Annotated in this window: 15 protein-coding genes; 5 read left to right on the top strand and 10 right to left on the bottom strand. The window is 71.1% G+C overall.

The window, feature by feature from the left end:
* The first annotated feature begins 39 nt into the window (after nucleotides 1-39).
* A complete protein-coding gene (locus tag JMJ55_RS12840; protein ID WP_202825940.1) occupies nucleotides 40-1,935 on the top strand; it encodes a sensor histidine kinase in 1,896 nt (631 codons plus the stop codon).
* Here JMJ55_RS12840 and JMJ55_RS12835 read toward each other — a convergent pair.
* The 6 genes from JMJ55_RS12835 to JMJ55_RS12810 all read right to left on the bottom strand — a co-directional run bounded on the left by JMJ55_RS12835 (nucleotide 1,924) and on the right by JMJ55_RS12810 (nucleotide 9,807).
* Nucleotides 1,924-2,361, bottom strand: coding sequence for a hypothetical protein (locus JMJ55_RS12835; RefSeq protein WP_202825939.1), 438 nt, complete (start codon nucleotides 2,359-2,361; stop codon nucleotides 1,924-1,926). The two genes, JMJ55_RS12840 and JMJ55_RS12835, sit on opposite strands and share 12 nt — an antisense overlap.
* Before the next feature lie 41 nt (nucleotides 2,362-2,402).
* On the bottom strand, nucleotides 2,403-4,385 hold the full coding sequence (gene parE / locus JMJ55_RS12830; RefSeq protein ID WP_202825938.1) for a DNA topoisomerase IV subunit B: 1,983 nt from the start codon (nucleotides 4,383-4,385) through the stop codon (nucleotides 2,403-2,405).
* A 205-nt stretch (nucleotides 4,386-4,590) separates the two neighbouring features.
* Complete coding sequence (gene dps / locus JMJ55_RS12825) at nucleotides 4,591-5,097, bottom strand: DNA starvation/stationary phase protection protein Dps (protein WP_202825937.1); 507 nt, start codon at nucleotides 5,095-5,097, stop codon at nucleotides 4,591-4,593.
* A gap of 166 nt (nucleotides 5,098-5,263) precedes the next feature.
* The gene (locus JMJ55_RS12820; protein ID WP_202825936.1) at nucleotides 5,264-6,865 is read right to left on the bottom strand and encodes an MFS transporter; all 1,602 of its coding nucleotides are present in this window, start codon (nucleotides 6,863-6,865) and stop codon (nucleotides 5,264-5,266) included.
* 58 nt (nucleotides 6,866-6,923) lie between these two features.
* Nucleotides 6,924-8,987: an HWE histidine kinase domain-containing protein gene (locus JMJ55_RS31590; protein ID WP_202825935.1), complete on the bottom strand. Its 2,064-nt coding sequence runs from the start codon at nucleotides 8,985-8,987 to the stop codon at nucleotides 6,924-6,926.
* An 88-nt stretch (nucleotides 8,988-9,075) separates the two neighbouring features.
* On the bottom strand, nucleotides 9,076-9,807 hold the full coding sequence (locus JMJ55_RS12810) for a glutathione S-transferase (RefSeq protein ID WP_202825934.1): 732 nt from the start codon (nucleotides 9,805-9,807) through the stop codon (nucleotides 9,076-9,078).
* Nucleotides 9,808-9,862: 55 nt separating this feature from the next.
* Between JMJ55_RS12810 and phaZ the strand changes: the two genes are divergently transcribed.
* From phaZ to JMJ55_RS12790, 4 genes are read left to right on the top strand one after another with little or no spacing between them, the layout of a single operon-like run.
* On the top strand, nucleotides 9,863-11,146 hold the full coding sequence (gene phaZ / locus JMJ55_RS12805; RefSeq protein ID WP_328702617.1) for a polyhydroxyalkanoate depolymerase: 1,284 nt from the start codon (nucleotides 9,863-9,865) through the stop codon (nucleotides 11,144-11,146).
* A gap of 2 nt (nucleotides 11,147-11,148) precedes the next feature.
* The gene (locus tag JMJ55_RS12800; RefSeq protein WP_202825933.1) at nucleotides 11,149-12,438 is read left to right on the top strand and encodes an NCS2 family permease; all 1,290 of its coding nucleotides are present in this window, start codon (nucleotides 11,149-11,151) and stop codon (nucleotides 12,436-12,438) included.
* Between the two features lie 4 nt (nucleotides 12,439-12,442).
* Nucleotides 12,443-13,099: a polysaccharide deacetylase family protein gene (locus JMJ55_RS12795; protein WP_202825932.1), complete on the top strand. Its 657-nt coding sequence runs from the start codon at nucleotides 12,443-12,445 to the stop codon at nucleotides 13,097-13,099.
* A complete protein-coding gene (locus JMJ55_RS12790; protein ID WP_202825931.1) occupies nucleotides 13,096-14,049 on the top strand; it encodes a Bug family tripartite tricarboxylate transporter substrate binding protein in 954 nt (317 codons plus the stop codon). The genes JMJ55_RS12795 and JMJ55_RS12790 overlap by 4 nt, the downstream gene beginning before the upstream one ends.
* Nucleotides 14,050-14,147: 98 nt before the next feature.
* On the opposite strand, the gene JMJ55_RS12785 is transcribed toward JMJ55_RS12790, so the two are convergent.
* The 4 genes from JMJ55_RS12785 to JMJ55_RS12770 all read right to left on the bottom strand — a co-directional run bounded on the left by JMJ55_RS12785 (nucleotide 14,148) and on the right by JMJ55_RS12770 (nucleotide 17,465).
* Entirely contained in the window at nucleotides 14,148-14,591 is a 444-nt protein-coding gene (locus JMJ55_RS12785) for a nuclear transport factor 2 family protein (RefSeq protein ID WP_202825930.1), read from the bottom strand.
* A 118-nt stretch (nucleotides 14,592-14,709) separates the two neighbouring features.
* Complete coding sequence (locus JMJ55_RS12780) at nucleotides 14,710-15,012, bottom strand: hypothetical protein (protein ID WP_202825929.1); 303 nt, start codon at nucleotides 15,010-15,012, stop codon at nucleotides 14,710-14,712.
* Nucleotides 15,013-15,087: 75 nt separating this feature from the next.
* A complete protein-coding gene (locus JMJ55_RS12775; RefSeq protein ID WP_202825928.1) occupies nucleotides 15,088-16,269 on the bottom strand; it encodes an aminotransferase in 1,182 nt (393 codons plus the stop codon).
* Nucleotides 16,266-17,465 carry a CaiB/BaiF CoA transferase family protein gene (locus JMJ55_RS12770; RefSeq protein ID WP_202825927.1) on the bottom strand — a complete coding sequence of 400 codons (1,200 nt, stop codon included), beginning with the start codon at nucleotides 17,463-17,465 and terminating at the stop codon, nucleotides 16,266-16,268. Before JMJ55_RS12770 ends, JMJ55_RS12775 begins: the two co-directional genes overlap by 4 nt.
* Between the last annotated feature and the right edge of the window lie 90 nt (nucleotides 17,466-17,555).

Here is a 17,555-nt window from a genome sequence, read left to right as displayed (position 1 = left end):
CGGCAGGCAATATCCTGATCTCCTGCCGTGGGAGATATCATGACGGCCGAGGCCGCTTCCGGCTCGCCCAGGACTGTGCCTCACAGGATAGGCCCAGGCTCCGTTTCCTGGCGTCTCAATGGCATCCGTGCCCGGGTCTTCGCCCTGGCCTTGATCTGCATCGTCGTGCCGGGAGTGCTGGTCGGGGACTACTTCGCCGGGCGCGCCGATGCCCGGCTGGCAGCCGCGGGTGAGCAGGCGCGGGCCGAGGCGCAATCCGTGGCGCGTGAGCTGGACGCGCTGGTCCTGCAGTCCCGCACGCTGATGCGGACCCTGACCCTGGTGCCGGAGGTGGTCGAGGGCCGCGGTGGGGAGTGCGAGGTCTCGCTGCGCCGGGTCCGCGCCACCACCTCCTGGATCGAGACCATTTCCGTCGTCCGGCCGGACGGCATCGTGGCCTGCAGCACCAACCCGCAGGCCGCGGGCCTCGATATCAGCGACCGGCCGCACATCCGCCAGGCCATCGTTACCCACGGCTTCGTCCTCTCGGACCTCACCACCTCGCGCACCCGGCCCGGCAGCCGATCGATCTATGCGGCGGAGCCGCTGCTGCGTCCGGATGGCCGGGTGCAGGTCGTGGTCGCCATCGCTCTCGACCCGGTCTCCCTGCTGCTGTCCATCGTCGACCGGCTCGGCACCGACCGCCGTGTTGGCATCATCGACAGCCGCGGCGTGCTGATGGCCCGCTATCCGCCGATGCCGGAGGCGATCGGCCGCAGCCTGCTCAATTTCCCGCTGACAGGGCTCGCGCTCAGCACGGCCGCCGGCCATACCCGTTCGGCCAGCCTCGATGGCGGCGAGGCGGTGTTCGGCTATGCCCCGCTCGGCAATAGCGGCGCCCGCATCCTGGTCGGGCTCGATGTGCCGAGGCTGCTCGATGCCATCGACAGCGAGCGGCGCTCCTCCTTCATCCTGCTGGCGGTGGTGGGCAGCCTGCTGCTGCTGGCCGGGCTGATCGGCGGCGAGGTGCTGCTGATTCGTCCCATCGAGGCGTTGCGGCGGACCATCGGGCAGCTTGCCGAGGGCGATCTCACGGCGCGGGCCCGGCTCGGCCAGGCCTCCGCGCCGGAGCTGGTGGCGCTGGCCGAGCAGGTCTCGGTGATGGCGGAGCGGCTGGCGGCCGAGGAGCGGGCCCTGATCGAGGCGCGGGATGCGGCGACGGCGGCGAGCGAGGCCAAAACCTGGTTCCTCGGCGCTGCGAGCCATGAGCTGCGGACCCCGCTGAACGGGGTGCTGGGCTGGGCCCAGGCCTTGCTGCACGACCGCCGCCTGCCGGCCGAGTTGCGCGAGGGGGTGGAGACGATCCGCAGCTCCGCCCAGCACTTGGCGACCATCGTCTCCCGCCTGCTCGATATCGCCCGGATCGAGACGGGTCGGCTCGGCGCGCCGGAACAGGCCGAGGCCGATCCCTTGGCCCTGGCACGGGACTGCGTGGCCCTGATGCGGCCGGCGGCGGAACGGGCGGGGCTCGCGCTCCTCCTGGACGTGCCGGGGCCATTGCCGCCCCGGCTGCGGCTGGACGGGACGCGGATGAAGCAGATCCTGATCAACCTGCTCGACAATGCTGTGAAGTTCACCCCTGCCGGCGAGGTGCGCCTGCGGCTCGAGATGCGGCCCGGGGCGCAGGGGGGCGGGGTGCTGCGGGCCGAGGTGCTGGATACCGGGCCGGGTGCGCCCGCGGCGCTGCGGGGCCGGCTGTTCCAGGATTTCGTTCATCTCGATCCGACCGGGCGGGACAGCGAAGGGGTCGGGCTCGGCCTTTCCGTTTCGGCCCGGATGGCGGCGCATCTGGGCGGCCGCATCGGCCATGCCGATCGGTCGGATGGCCGGCCGGGCAGCCTGTTCTGGGTCGAACTGCCGGTCAGCCTGCCGGCCTCGGCGCCGCTAGCCGCGTAGCAGGCCGGGGCGCGGCAGCAGCATCGGCAGGATGATACCGACCCCGATGCCCCAGGCGCCGTTGATCAGCACCGAGAGCAGCATCCGCGCCGGCACCCAGCCGGCAGCGATCGGCTGGCCCTTCAGCGGCGCCACCACGAACCAGCCGACCAGCGCCGCCAGCAGGCCGAGACCGAGGCCCAGCAGCCAGCCTGGCGCCCGCGGCAGCCGCGGCAGGACCAGCCCATAGACCAGGCCGTAGAGCCCGCCCCAGAAGCAGAGATTGACCAGCAGCGGCACGCCGAGGGGCGGCACCGGGTTCATCGGATAGGGCGGCCGCGGCATCATGCCGAGGAGATGCAGGATGCCCCACATCCCCTGATGGAAGGTCAGGACCGCGAGCACGGCGGCGAGGAAGCCCAGCAGGGCACGGGGGATCGGCTGCATCGTTCCTTGTCCCATGCAGGCCCCGTATCGGCCAGAGCGGATCAGACATCCACCTCGGCCTCGTCGAGCTTCGCGGCATTCTCCTGGATGAATTTGAAGCGCAGCTCCGGCTTGCGGCCCATCAGCGCCTCCATCAGCTCGGCGGTCTGGGCGCGATCCTCGGGCGGCAGCACCACCTTCAGCAGGGTGCGGCGCTTCGGGTCCATGGTGGTCTCCTTCAGCGCCGCCGGCGGCATCTCGCCGAGGCCCTTGAAGCGGCTGACCTCGACCTTCTGGCTCGGCTTGAATTCCCGCTTCAGGATGCGCTCGCGGTCGGCATCGTTCATCGCATAGACCGACTTGCCGCCATGCTGCAGCCGATACAGCGGCGGCTGCGCCAGATGGACCCGGCCCTGCGCCACCAGTTCCCGCAGCTCCTTGTAGAAGAAGGTCATCAGCAGGGCGGCGATATGGGCGCCGTCCACATCGGCATCGGTCATGATGACGATGCGGCCGTAGCGCAGCTTGCCGATATCGAAGCGCTCGCCGGCGCCGCAGCCCAAGGCCTCGATCAGGTCGCGCAGCTCCTGGTTCTGCCGCAGCTTGTCGGCGGAGGCGCTGGCGACGTTCAGGATCTTGCCGCGCAGCGGCAGCACCGCCTGGGTCTCCCGGTCGCGCGCCTGCTTGGCGGAGCCGCCGGCGCTGTCGCCCTCGACCAGAAAAAGCTCCGTGCCCTCGGCGCTCTCGCGCGAGCAATCGGCGAGCTTGCCGGGGAGGCGAAGCTTGCGCGTCGCCGATTTGCGCGGCGTGTCCTTCTGCTCGCGCCGGCGGATGCGCTCCTCGGCGCGCTCGATCGCCCAGGCGAGCAGGTTGTCGGCGGTGGCGGGGGCGCCGGCCAGCCAGTGGTCGAAATGGTCGCGCAGCGCCGTCTCGACCAGCCTCGTCGCCTCGGGGCTGGTCAGCTTCTCCTTGGTCTGACCCTGGAATTGCGGGTCTCGGACAAATACGCTGAGCATCCCGGCGAGGCCGCCGAACAGGTCCTCGGCGGTGACGGTCGCGGCGCGCTTCTCCTTCTTCATGTCGCCATAGGCGCGCAGGCCCTTCACCAGCGCGCCGCGCAGCCCCGCCTCATGCGTGCCGCCCTGCGGGGTCGGGATGGTGTTGGCATAGGTCGAGAGGAAGCCGTCGCCCTGTTCCAGCCAGGTCACGGCCCATTCGCAGCGGCCGGCGCCCTCCGGGAAGCTCGCCTCGCCGACATAGGGGGCGGGGACGACCTGGCTGCGGCCTTCGGTCGCGGCGGCGAGGAAGTCGGCCAGGCCGCCCGGGAAATGCAGTGTCGCACTCGCCGGGGTGTCGCCGGTGGCGAGCGCGGGGTCGCAGGCCCAGCGGATCTCGACGCCGCGATAGAGATAGGCCTTGGACCGGCAGAGCCGGTAGAGCCGCGCCGCCTGGAATTCCAGCTTGCCGAAGATCTCGGGGTCCGGCCTGAAGCGGATGGTGGTGCCGCGCCGGTTGTGGATGGCGCCGGCATTCTTCAGCTTGCCCAGCGGCTTGCCGCGGGCATAGGCCTGGGTGAAGAGGGTGCGGTCGCGCGCCACCTCCACCTCCAGCCGCTCCGACAGGGCATTCACCACCGAGGAGCCGACGCCGTGCAGGCCGCCCGAGGTGTCATAGGCCTTGCCGGAGAATTTGCCGCCCGAATGCAGGGTGGTGAAGATCACCTCCAGCGCCGAGAGCTTGGGGAATTTCGGATGCGGGTCGGTCGGGATGCCGCGCCCGTTGTCGCGCACCGTCAGCCAATTGCCGGGCTCCAGCGTCACCTCGATCCGGTCGGCATGGCCCGCCACGGCCTCATCCATGGCGTTGTCGATGATCTCGGCCGCCAAGTGGTGCAGGGCATTCTCGTCGGTGCCGCCGATATACATGCCGGGCCGGCGGCGGACGGGCTCCAGCCCCTCCAGCACCTCGATGTCGCGGGCGGTATAGGAGGCCTCGGGCGCCGCGCCCCGGGCGGGGGGGCGGCGGCCGCCGAAGAGATCGTTCATGTCTTGTTCCCCTGTTCCCCCCAAGATAGCGGGCAGGGGCCGCAGATACAATGCGGGCGGCGAGTCGCCCCGCCGCCCGTATCGAAATCAGGCCCGGCACCGGCCCGCACCCGGCCGTCCATCAGCATACTGTCGTGGGTAGCCGGGGGGGGCGAGCCGGTGCCGCCACACAGGAATGCGCCCTAAGGCGCATTCCCGAAGAAGCTCAGGGCGCCTTGTCCTGGGGCAGATGCGCCTCGATCATCCAGAGCATCTTGTCGGCAGCGCGGGACTGCTCGGTCAGCAGGTCGGCCGTATCGGCATCGCCCGCCTCGTCGGTGGAGTCGATCCCCTCGCGCAGCGCCTTGCCGACCATGGCATAGCGGTCCGCGAGCTGCACCACATGGTCCATGCCGGCATAGATGTCGGTCGGGTAGGGCGGCAGGCGGGTGCTGGCGGCGAGGGTCTGGGTGATGCCATTCGCCGTGCCGCCGAGCTGGACGATGCGCTCGGCCAAGTCGTCGGTCGATTCCTGCAGCGCCCGGTAGAATTCCTCGAACAGCTTGTGCAGCTCGCCGAAATGCGGGCCCTTCACGTTCCAATGCGCCTGGCGGGTGGCGTTGTAGAGGTCGATCGTATCCACCATGCAGGCCTGCAGAACGCCGATCGAGACCTGCTTGGCATTGCTCGGGACGTCGTTGCGGGTGGCGTGGGTCTTGCTGGCTTTCGCCATGGGCTACTCCTCTCCTCAGTGGTCCTCAGGATGTGGCATGTCCGCGCCGGAGGTCATCCCCCCGCGCACCGGCAGCACGCATCATCCTGCCGCAGCGCAGAAGCCCGGCCCGGGACGCCCGCACCCGCCATGACAACCCCGTGCGCGGCGGGATGCCAAGCCCCGCTCATGGATTGACGTTCAGGAAACGCGCCGCCTCCGGCCCTGCCTCGGCCTCGCCCCGATGCAGGGCGGCGGCGCGGGCGAGGGCGGCCCGGTCGGCCTCGGTCAGCCGCGTCTCCTCCCGCAGATGCTCGGTCCAGCTCCCCATGGTCCAGAGCTCGACCCAGCGATCGGGATGGGCGACATCCTCCCAGAGCTGCCAGCTCCCGGCGCCGGCGCGCAGCCGGACCCGCCGCACCTCCTGCATGAGGGCGAGGAAGCGGCTCCGCTCGGCAGGGTCGATCCGGTAGCGCACCACCTCCATCACCCGGCCGGAGGCCTCGCCCAGCATGCCCCGCAGCTCATCGGCCGGGGCTTCCGGTTGCGGCATGCTGGCTGCGGCGGCCGGTGCCTCGGCGAGGGCCAGGCTGTCGATCCGCCAGCCGCGGACCAGGAAGGCGGCGATGGCGCAGCCCGCGGCGGCGAGGCCAAGCGCGAGCGGCACGCTGAAGCTGCCGCCGAGCCATCCGGCCAGCGCCGAGCCCAGCGCCATGACGCCGAAGAAGCTGAGCTGGTAGATCGCGATCGCCCGCGCCCGCACCCAGGCCGGCGCGGCAAGTTGGGCGGCAGCGGAGAGGGTGCTGCCGGCAGCGATCCAGGCGGCGCCATAGCAGAGCATGCCGATCGCCGCCGGCGCCCAGTGATGCGAGACGGCCAGGATGCCCATGGCGGCAGCGGCCAGCAGGGAGGCCCAGAACACCGTCCCGCTGCGGTCCAGCCACCCGCGGAGCGCCGGCAGGGCGAAGCCGGCACCGACGGCAGAGATGCCCATGATGCCGAGCATCATCCCGAAGGCCTGCGGCCCGAGCCCCAATTGCTGCCGGACGAACAGCGGCAGCAGCCCCCAGACCGCGGCGGTGAAGAGGAAGAAGGCGCAGGCGCGGAGGATCGCCGCCCGCATCCCCGGGCTGGCCGAGACGAAGCGCAGCCCGGCCCGCATGGCCGAAAGCAGGTGCTCCTTCGGCATCCGGTTCGGCGGCTCGCTCCGCCGCCAGAAGATCAGGGCCATGATCAGGATGAGGAAGGCGATCGCGTTCAGCGCGAAGGCCGCCTCCGGCCCGGCGGCGGCAATGGCGAAGCCGCCCAGCGCCGGCCCGACCGCACGGGCCAGGTTGAAGCCGATGCCGTTCAGGGCGATGGCGCCGACCAGATCCTCGCGTGGGACCAGTTCGTTGGTGGTGGCGGCCCAGGCGGGGAAATTCATCGCGCTGCCGGCGCCAATGGCGAAGGTCAGCGCCAGCAGCCCCCAGGGGCCGATCGAATCCGTGGCGGTCAGCGCCGAGAGGATCAGTGCCATCAGCAGGATCCAGGCCTGGGCGCCGAGCAGGAAGAGCCGCCGGTCCACGATATCCGCCAGCGCCCCCGCCGGCAGGGCGAGCAGGAAGACCGGCAGCATGGTCGCGGCCTGTACCAGCCCAACCATGAGGGGCGAAGGCGAGAGGCTGGTCATCAGCCAGCCGGCGCCGGTGTTCTGCATCCAGCCGCCGATATTGCTGGCGAGGGTCGCCAGCCAGAGGGTGCGGAAGACCGAATGGCGCAAGGGCGCGAAGGCGCGGGGCAGGGGCATGGCGCGGAGACTGCCAGCGGGAGCGACCGGCCGATAGCGAAACTGCCGCGACGGCTGGCTATTCCGCCGCCACCCGCGGGGCGGCAATGGTACGGTCGAGCGGCATGGCGAGCTCGCAGCTCAATCCCTCCGGCAGCCAGCGCTTCTCGATCCGGCCGCCGAGTTGCACCTGCGCCGTTGTCTCGATGATGCGGGAGCCGAAGCCGCGCCGTCCGGGCGCGGTGGCCAGGGACGGCCCGCCGCGTTCGGTCCAGTGGAGGCGCAGCAGGCCGGCCTCCGGCTCGACCGCCCAGGCCAGGGTCACCACCCCGCCCGGCACCGAGAGCGCGCCGTATTTCACCGCATTGGTCGCCAGCTCATGCAGGATGAGCGAGACCGGCTGCACCGCGGTCGCGGCCAGCATCACCGGCGGGCCGGACAATTCGGCCCGCGGCGCGCCTGGCGCCGGCGAAAGGAAGGCGGCGAGCGACCCCTCGGCCAGTGCGCGCAGATCGGCGCCGCGCCAGCGGGTCTCGGCCAGCATGCCCTGGGCGCGGGCCAGCGCGGCGATGCGCGCCTCCACCGTGCGGAAGAAGCGCTCGGGATCGTCCCGCGGGGTCAGCCGCAGTGCCGCCTGCACCACGGCGAGGGCGTTCTTCGCCCGGTGATCGACCTCCCGCGCCAGCAGCGCCTGCCGCTCCTCGGCCGCCCGCCGCTCGGTCACGTCGATCGCCGCGCTGACGCGGAGCCGCCTTCCATCGGGCAGCGCCCCGACCGGCGCGTCATGGACCTCCCAGATACGGGTGGCGCCATCGCGCGTCAGGACCGCCAGCTCCTCGGGGCCGGTCGGCGTGCCGGCGGCGAAGGCCAGGATGCGCTGCGCCTCGCGGGACGCGGCCTCCGCGGGCGGGAAGGCACGGCGGGTCCATTCGGCATGGGTCGACAGCTCCGCCGCCGCATAGCCGGTCAAGCTGCTCCAGCTTCGGCTGAGCGCCAGCACCGCGCCATCCGCGGCATGGAGCATCATCGGAATCGGCGCGCCCTCGATGGCGGCGCGGAACCGGGCCTCGCTCTCGCTCAGGGCGAGGGTGCGGGCGGCGACGCGGCGTTCCAGCCCGGCATTCGCCGCGGCGAGTTCCCGCTGGCTGCGGCGGACCAGCAGGGCCAGCCCCAGCAGCGCCAGGGTCGCCGGCAGGCCGGTGCCGAACAGCGGCACCAGCGCCCTGCTCCAGCGGTCCAGGATGGCCGTATGCGGACGCGCCGCCGAGATATAGGCGGGATAGCCGGGCACCTTCCGATAGGCGACCAGCCGTTCGGCCCCATCGAGGGTCGATCGGCCGTTGAAGGTCGCCCGCTCCACGTCCTGCCGGATCAGCGGCAGGATCGGGCTGTTGTCCCCAATCCGGCTGCCGGGCGGGATCGGCAGGGAGCGGGCGAGGATCTCGCCATCGGCGCGCACCAGTGAGATGACGTCGCCGGTCGTCTCGGTGGCGAGGCGGCGCAGCGCCTTGGTCGCGTCCTCGACATAGACGGAGGCGTTGATCACGCCGTCATAGGCGCCGGGCGGCACCCCGTTGCCGCTCCTCTCCCGACGCCGGGTGAGGGCGAAATAGGCCTTCCCGGTTACCACCCCGACATAGCTGCGGCTGAGGAAGACCGGCGGCGAGTTCGGGCCGCGCAGCGCCTGGTTGAAGTCGCGCTGGGGCAGGGGGACCGCGCTCGGCACCGGCAGGATGGTGCCGGAGACCAGGGCCCGCGCCTCCCGGTCATAGACATAGAGGTAGGGTGGGCGCTCGTCGCTCGCCGGCCCAGCCTCGGCGACATGGCGGAGGAGCTGATGCAGCTCATCCTCCCGGGCCCGGATCTCCTCGTCGCGCAATCCGGCCAGCAGGTCGTTCGCCCGCTCGATCCGGAGGACGAGGCCGTCGAAGACCCGCCGCGCATATTCGGCCGAGGCATCGGCGGCATGGGTGACACCCTGCTCGGCCTCCCGCCAGGCCTGGCGCCAGGCCAGCCAGGCCCCGGCACCGGCCACCAGCAGCGGCAGGAGGACCGCCAAGGGCAGGAGCAGGCGCCAGGCGCGGAGGAGCACCTGGCTTTCCCCGAGTTGGGGCGGCATGACCGGAATCCGTCCGAAGGACATGGCCCCTGCTGTCCTGCCTGCTCGCAACCAGGAATTGGGCGTAATGATCCGGCAGGGTGTCAGTCAAGCTATGACGAGCGCTAAGTGCCTAAAACTCCGATTCAAACTCCAATTCCGTGATCCGCGGCTCCGGCTCCTCCCGTGCCGCGGCGATCCATTCCTGCACCGCCGGCCAGCCGAGCACGGTCCGGGCATAGGCCTCGCAGGTCTCGTCCAGCGCCACGTCGTAGCTGCGGCAGCGCAGCACCACCGGGGCATACATGGCATCGGCGAGCGTCGGCCGGTCGCCGAACAGCCATGGCCCGCCCCAGGCCGAAAGGCAGCCGCGCCAGAGGTTGAAGATGCGTTCCAGATCCGCCCGCGCCGCCGACCAGACGGTGAAGCCCGGCACATGCGCCCGGAGGTTCATCGGCAGGGAGGAGCGCAGCGCATGGAAGCCGGCATGCATCTCCCCGCAGATGGAGCGGCTGCGGGCGCGGGCAATGCGGTCGGCCGGCATCAGCCCTGCCTCCGGCAGCAGCTCATGCAGGTATTCGGCGATGGCGAGCGTGTCCCAGAGCTCGGCGCCATCATGCACGAGGCAGGGCAGCAGGATGGAGGAGGATTGCAGCAGCAGCTCCGCCCGGGTCGCGGGATCATCGGGCGAGACCACCTCGGTGGTGAAGGGCAGTCCGGAGAGGCGGAGGATCAGCCAGCCCCGCATCGACCAGGAGGAGTAATTGCGGCTGCTGATCCGCAACAGGGCGGGCGCATGCGCAAGGACAGGCGAGGCTGCGGCGGCCTTGGCGGTGGCTGGCCGGCGGCGCCTCGATTCCGACATCGCGCTCTCCTTGCTTGCGGGGGCAGGGTAGCAGCGGCTTCGCTGTTGCGAAACCGTGCTCTGCTGTCACCATGCGCCGGGCGTGCTGCGCGGCGGCGTGCTGAGCGACGGGGACCGCATGATCTACCAGATGCTGCAGGCCGGGCAGGACCTGCTCTCGCCCGCGCGGCTCCAGGCCCGGGGCTGGGCCGGCATCCTCTCGGGGCTGGAGGCGCGACATCCGGCCCTCGACGGCATCCGGGTGCTGCGCGGCACGCTCGAGACCTTCGGCCATGCCGGCATCACCCATCGCCGGCCGGAATTCGAGATCGGGCCGGTGCGCGTCGGCAACCAGCTCGTGGAGGTGGAGGAGGAGGTCGTGGCCCGGACCCCCTTCGCCAGCCTGCTGCATTTCCGCAAGGACACGCCGCTCCGCCTGCCGCGGGTGCTGGTGGTGGCGCCGATGTCGGGCCACTTCTCCACCTTGCTGCGCGGCACGGTGCAGGTGCTGCTGCAGGACCATGATGTCTACATCACCGACTGGCACAATGCCCGCGACGTGCCGCCCGAAGCCGGGCGCTTCGGCCTCGATGAGTTCATCGCGCATGTGATGGGCTTCCTCCGCGCCATTGGTCCCGGCGGGCATGTGCTGGCGGTCTGCCAGCCGGTGGCCGCGGTGCTGGCGGCGGTCGCGCTGATGGCCGAGGACCATGACCGCGCCTCGCCCCGTTCGATGACGCTGATGGCCGGCCCCATCGACACCCGCCAGCACCCGACCGAGGTGAACCGGCTGGCCCAGACCCAGCCCATCGCCTGGTTCGAGCGGAGCCTGATCGACACCGTGCCCTGGCGGCACCGTGGCGCCGGGCGGCGGGTCTATCCCGGGATGCTGCAACTCGCGGCCTTCATGACCATGAATCTCGGCCGCCATATGAAGGCTCATCACGAGCAGGTCTGGAACCTGGCGGATGGGCAGGTCGCCCGGGCGGCGATGCACCGGCGCTTCTACGACGAGTATTTCGCAGTGATGGACCTGCCGGCGGAATTCTTCCTCGAAACCGTCGCCACCATCTTCCAGGAGCATGCGTTGCCGCTGGGTCGGCTCGCCTGGCGCGGCCGGCCGGTGCGGCCGGAGGCGATCCGCCGCACCGCGGTGATGACGGTGGAGGGCGAGCGGGACGATATCTGCGGCATCGGCCAGACCATGGCGGCGCTCGATCTTTGCCGCAGCGTGCCGGTGACGATGCGGCGGCACCATCTGCAGACCGGCGTCGGCCATTACGGCGTCTTCAGCGGGCGGCGTTATGCCCAGGCGATCTATCCCCGGGTGCGGGAGATGATCCAGGCCAACGAGGGATAGGAATGCTGGAACGGGTCTTCGAGATCGGCGCGCGCGGCAGCACGCCGCGGCGGGAGGTGCTGGCGGGCGCCACCACCTTCCTCACCATGGCCTATATCGCCATCGTCAATCCGCAGATCATGGCCGCTGCCGGGCTCGATCCGGGCGCCGCCTTCGTCGCCACCTGCCTTGCCGCCGCCATCGGCTCGGCGCTGATGGGGCTGCTGGCGAATTTCCCGATCGCCCTCGCCCCGGGCATGGGGCTGAACGCCTATTTCGCCTTCGCTGTGGTGGGCGGCATGGGCATCTCCTGGCAGGTGGCGCTGGGTGCGGTCTTCCTCTCGGGCCTCATCTTCCTCGCCGTCTCGCTGCTGCGGGTGCGCGAGTGGCTGGTGAATGGCATCCCGCTCGGCCTCAAGCTTGGCATCGCCGCGGGCATCGGCTTCTTCCTCGGCCTGATCGGGCTGAAGGGGATGGGGCTGGTCGTCGCGCATCCGGCGACGCTGGTGACGCTCGGCAATCTGTCGGAGCCCTCGACCCTGATCGCCTGTCTCGGCTTCATCCTGATCGCCGGGCTGTCGGCACGGCGGGTGCCGGGGGCGCTGGTGATCGGCATCCTGGTGACGGCGCTGCTCGGCCTGCCCTTCGGCCTGACCCGCTTCGCCGGCATTGCCAGCATGCCGCCTTCGCTCGCGCCGACCTTCCTGCAGATGGATATCGCCGGCGCGCTCGGGCTCGGCGTGCTCGGCATCGTCTTCACCTTCTTCCTCGCCGATCTGCTCGACAATACCGGCACGCTGATCGCCACCACGCATCGCGCCGGGCTGATGCGACCGGATGGCACGGTGCCGAATCTGGGGCGGGCGCTGACGGCCGATAGCGGCGGCGCCATCCTTGGCGCGGTGCTCGGGACCAGCACGACGGTCAGCTATATCGAGAGCGCGGCGGGCATCCAGGCCGGCGGGCGGACGGGGCTGACGGCGCTGACCGTCGCCGCGCTATTCCTGCTGACACTGTTTCTCGCGCCGCTCGCCACCGCCATCCCGGGCTTCGCCACCGCGCCGGCGCTGGTCTTCGTCGCCTGCCTGATGGCGCAGTCGCTGCGGTCTCTGGACTGGGACGAGATGACGGAATACGTCCCGGCGATCATCACCGCGCTCGCCATGCCCTTCACCTTCTCCATTGCGACCGGCATCGGCATCGGCTTCATCACCCATGCGGCGCTGAAGGTGCTGGCCGGGCGGGCGGCCGAAGTGAGCGGCGCGGTCTGGCTGATTGCCGCGCTCTGCATCGCTAAATTCGCCCTGGCCTAGCGCGATGCAGCCGATCGGACTGACCTTCGATAATGGACCGACACCCGGCGTGACGGAGGAGGTCCTGGCGGTGCTCGCCCGCCGCCGCATCCCCGCGATCTTCTTCGTCGTGGTGGAACGGCTGCGCGACCCGGCGGCGCGGGCGCTGGCTGAACGGGCGCGGGCGGAAGGCCACCGGGTCGGCAACCACACCCTGACGCATGGCGCGCCGCTCGGCCGCCGCGGCGGGGCGGAGGCGGTGCGCGAGATTGCGGAGGCCGATGCGCTGCTCGGCCCGCTGCGGGAGCCGGAGCGGTATTTCCGCCCCAATGGCGGCGGCGGCGCGATCGGGCCGCATCTGCTGAACACCTCCGCCGCGGCGCATCTCCAGGCCGGCGGCCATACGGTGGTGCTGTGGAATGCGGTGCCGCGTGACTTCGCCGACCCGGATGGCTGGCCGGAGACGGCGCTCGCCATGGCCGGGGCCGCGACCTCGCCCCTGCTGATGGTGTTGCACGACCTGCCGAATGGCGCCATGCGGCATCTCGACCGGGTGCTCGGCCTGCTGGCGGATCGCGGTGCGGTTTTCCTCGCGGAGCCGCCCGCGGAATGCGTGCCGCTGCGGGCCGGGCAACCGATGCCCGGCTTTGCCAACTATGTCTCGGAGGATCCCGCGCCATGAAGCGCCGTCACCTGCTGGCCCTTGGTCTCGCCCTTCCCGCCGCCGCCCGGGCGCAGGCCTGGCCGGACCGGCCGGTCCGGCTGGTGGTGCCCTTCGCGGCCGGGACGACGACCGACATCCTCGGCCGCATCGCCGGCAGCGCCATCGCGTCGGGGATCGGCCAGCCGGTGGTGGTGGACAACCGCAGCGGGGCCGGCGGCACGGTCGGCGCTGCGGCGGTGGCCCAGGCGGCGCCGGATGGCACCACCCTGCTCTTCGGCACCAGCGGCACCATGGCGACCAATCCGGCCATCATGCCGGGCATTCCCTATGATCCGCTGCGGGATTTCGCGCCCATCGCCAGCTTCTGCCGCACCTCGGTCGTGCTCGGCGTGCGGCCGCAACTCGGCGTGGCGACGCTCGGTGAATTCCTGGCCCTGGCGCGGCGGCGGCCGCTCTCGGTCGGCTCGGCCGGCACCGGGACCACGGGCCATCTGACCCAGGCGCTGCTCGAACTGCGGAGCGGCGTGCCGACCACCCATGTGCCCTACCGCGACGGCGCCCGGGCGGTGACCGACCTGCTGAACGGCACGCTGGATGCGATGGTCTATCACCCGCTCGGCTTCCTGCCGCATATCCAGTCGGGCGCGATCCGGCCGCTCGCCGTCACCGGCGCGGCACGGCATTTCCTCTTCCCCGATGTGCCGACCATGGCGGAGGCCGGGCAGCCCGGCGTGGTGGTCGAGGGATGGTGGGCGATCTATGCCCCGGCCGGGACGCCGGCACCGATCCTGGCGCGGCTCAACGCGCTGACCAATGCCGCGCTCGCCGCGCCGGCGACCCTGGCGGAACTGCGCCGCCAGGGGCTGGAGGTGATGGGCGGCACGCCGGAGGCGCTGGCCGAACAGACCCGCACCGAACTCACCGCGCAGCGGCAGCTCGCCCAGGCCGCCAAGATCACTGCCGATTAGAGCGGCTTCCGTTCGCCTGGGGCTCACGGAAGTCGCTCTAAGCTTTTTTGGCGAGCAAATTACTCCAATCAGGCGGGATCGCCTGATTGGAGTTTGCTCTAAAGGCGGTAGGCCTGCCGCGCCAGCAGGCGCCAGTCGCTGCCGCGCCGGGTCCAGACCTGGAGGATGCCGATGCGCACGGGCGTCACCTTGCCGGCCGGATCGGTGGTTTCCGCCACGAAGATGTGGCGCACGATCGCGTCGGTCCCGACGACCGAGATCGTCTGGTCGCTGGTGTTGATGAAGCGGAAGGCGCTTTGGCGGGACACCAGGTAGTCGATGAATTGCCGCTTGGTCTCGATGCGGCCGGCGGAGTGGCCGTAGCTGAGCTCATCCGCGGTCAGCGCATCGAGCTTCGCCTGGTCGACATCGACCATGGCCTTGTTCAGGGCGTCGACCGCCTGGGTCAGGGCCGCCTGATCGGCCGATTGTGCCCGCGCCGTGCCGACGGTGAGCAGGGACGCCATTGCGGCGAGGGCCGCGAAGCTGCGCCGTGCAATCATTGGATGTTCCCCCATGTTTTTTCTCTGGCCGGGAAAGACTAGCCGAGGGGGGCGGAAAGTCCATCGAAGGCCGGCTGGAAGGTGACTGGCGCCCCGCAGGGCGCCGGTCCGGCAAGGCTCAGCGGTTTTCCTTCAGGCGCCCGTCATGCTCGGGGTCCTTCACCCGGCCCTGGCCGCCATGCTGGACATCCTGGCGCCCATCCGTGGTGTGCTTGGAGATGCCCTGGTCGCGGTTCTCCTTCAGGCGGCCGTCATGCTCCGGGTCCTTCACCTGGCCGCGCTGGCCGGTATGGTCGGCCTGCTGGCCACCGGACTGCCCGGCCTCGCTGCCACGGTTTTCCTTCAGGCGACGATCGGTTTCGGGATGCTTCACATCGCCCTGGCCATGATCGCCGTGCCGGTTGTCCTGCTTGCCTGCCACGCCCTGTCTCCCTGTGCGGTGAGGTGGCGGGAGAACGGGGCAGGCAGGCGACTGTTCAGACCGCACACAAAAACTTCACGCCCTTGCGAGCGGGTCGTTGCCACCCACGAGCCGGCCGGGAATGGCGCCGATCTCGGCCAATTCGACATTGGCGAAGGCGAGGCGGAGATGCCGATCCTGGCCAGGGCCGAAGAAGGGTCCAGGAAGGCCGAGCAGCCCGCGCTCGGCCGCCAGCGCTTCGGCCGCGGCCATGGAGTCCGGTCCGTCTTCCGGCACCCGCAGATAGGCGAAATAGGCCCCGAGCGCATCGAGCCGCCAGCCGGGCAGCTGCGTCGCGGCGGCGCGGAAGGCCGCGCCGCGCTCCGCCATGATGGCGCGGTTGCCCGCCCGCCATTCGGCCAGCGCCGGCACCGCCCAGGCCAGCGCCGCCTGGGCGGCGCGCGGCGGGCAGATCTGCTGCGTGTCGAGCGCCTTCAGCAGCGCGGTGCGGAAGACAGGACCGCCGGCGATGGCGCCGACCCGGTGGCCGGGCACGCAATAGGATTTCGAGAAGCTGTAGAGATGAACCAGCCCCTCCCGCCAGGACGGATCGCCGAACAGGCCGTGCGGCGGCGAGGCCTCGGCGGGGAGGAAGTCGCGATAGGTCTCATCCAGCACCAGCCAGGCGCCGTGCTGCCGGCAGAGCGCGGCGCAGCGCTCGATGACCGCCGCCGGATAGACCGCGCCGGTCGGATTGTTCGGCGTGACGAGGACCAGCACGCGCCCGCCGGCGCGCAGCGCCTCGGCAACGCGGTCGGGATCGGGGACGAAGCCGTCCTCGGCGCGGCAGGGCAGGGGAATGGCCGGGATGCCCGCCATCTCCAGCGCCATGCGATGGTTGAAATACCAGGGCACCGGCAGGATCACCGGCCCGCCCAGCACCGCCATGGTCATGGCGAAGGCGAGGTTGCAGCCGGCGGTGATGGCGATGTCGCCGGCGCCGATCGGGGCGCCGTAGAAGCCGGCCATATCGGCCGCCAGCGCCTCGCGCAGCGCCGGGTCGCCATCGATCGGGCCATAGCCGGCCGCAGCGCGGCTGCCGGCCATCTCGGCCAGCTTCGCCAGCAGGTCGGCATGCGGCGGATAGCCGGGCACGGCCTGGGTCAGGTCGATCACCGGCCCCGCCGCGCCGGCATAGCGCGCCGCCCAGGCGCGGGCGGTGGGGATGGCCGGCGCTGCGGTGGCCTGGATGCGGGGGGAGAGGCTGGGGCTGCTCATGCCTGGCGCGCCACCTTGCGGGCTTCCATCTCCGCGATCTCCGCCTCAGAGAAGCCAAGCTCGCCCAGCACCTCCCGCGTATGCTCGCCGAGGCGCGGGGCGAGGCGGCGGATATTGGCCGGCGTCTTCTCGAACCGGGTCGGCGGCTTGGCCATGCGGATGCGCCCCTCCGTCGGGTGGTCATGCATCTCGAACATGCCGACGGCCTTCAGGTGCGGGTGCTCGGTCAGCTCCTCCAGCCGGGTGAAGCCGGTCGCCGGGATGTCGTGCTCCTCGCAGAGCGCCAGCCATTCGGCGGTGGTGCGCGTCACGGCGATCTCCGCCATGGCGGCATAGACCGCGTCGATATTGGCGTTGCGCTGCACCGGGTCCCGCACCGAGAGCCTGTCGATCAGCTCCGGCCGGCCGGCCATGGTGAAGAAGGCGATCCAGTTGGCGGTGGAATAGGGCAGCAGCGTGATGTGCCCGTCCTTGGTCGGTGCCGGCTTGCGGTAGCGCAGCCGCTTGTAGCCAGCATCGCCATTCCGCGGCTCGAAGCCGAGGCCGCCCAGATGCTCGACGCTGAGGAAGGCGGTCAGCGTCTCCAGCATAGGCACCTCCACCAGCTGGCCCTCGCCGGTCCGCTCGCGGTGGTAGAGGGCGGCGAGCACGCCCGAGAGCAGCGCCATGCCGGTGACCTTGTCGCCGATGAGGGAGGGGACGAAAGCCGGCGGGTTGCCATTCTCCCCGCCGACGATGTCGGCGAAGCCGGAGGAGGCCTGGATGATCTCGTCAAAGGCCGGGCGCGCGCGGTAGGGGCCGTCCTGGCCGAAGCCGGTGGCGACGGCGAAGACCAGGCGGGGGTTGAGCGCCCGGCACTCCTCCGGCCCGAAGCCGAGGCGGGCCATGCCGGCGGGGCGGATATTGGTCACCAGCACGTCCATCTGGGGGATCAGCCGGCGCAGCACCTCCGCCCCCTCCGGCGATTTCAGGTCGATGGCGAGGTCGCGCTTGTTGCGGTTGATGCCGAGGAAGACCGAGGCCATGCCGCGGTTCCGGTAGACGCCGGAATTGCGGACGATGTCGCCGCTCGGCGGTTCGATCTTGATGATGTCGGCGCCCCAATCCCCCAGCATCTGGGTGCAGAAGGGGCCGAGCACCACCGCGGTGAGATCGAGCACGCGGAGGCCCTTCAGCGGGCCGGTGGCTTCGGACATGGACCGTTTCCCCAAGGCAAGCCGCGGCAGGATAGGCGGCGTCTGGGGATTTGCCCATGCCGCCCGGCGGCGCGACACTGTCCCGGCCAC

The organism is Belnapia mucosa, from assembly GCF_016775475.1.
In the GTDB taxonomy this organism is placed as follows: Bacteria; Pseudomonadota; Alphaproteobacteria; order Acetobacterales; family Acetobacteraceae; genus Belnapia; species Belnapia mucosa.
The sequence above is the reverse complement of the archived record's forward strand: the minus strand, read 5'-3'. Positions and strand labels throughout refer to the sequence as shown.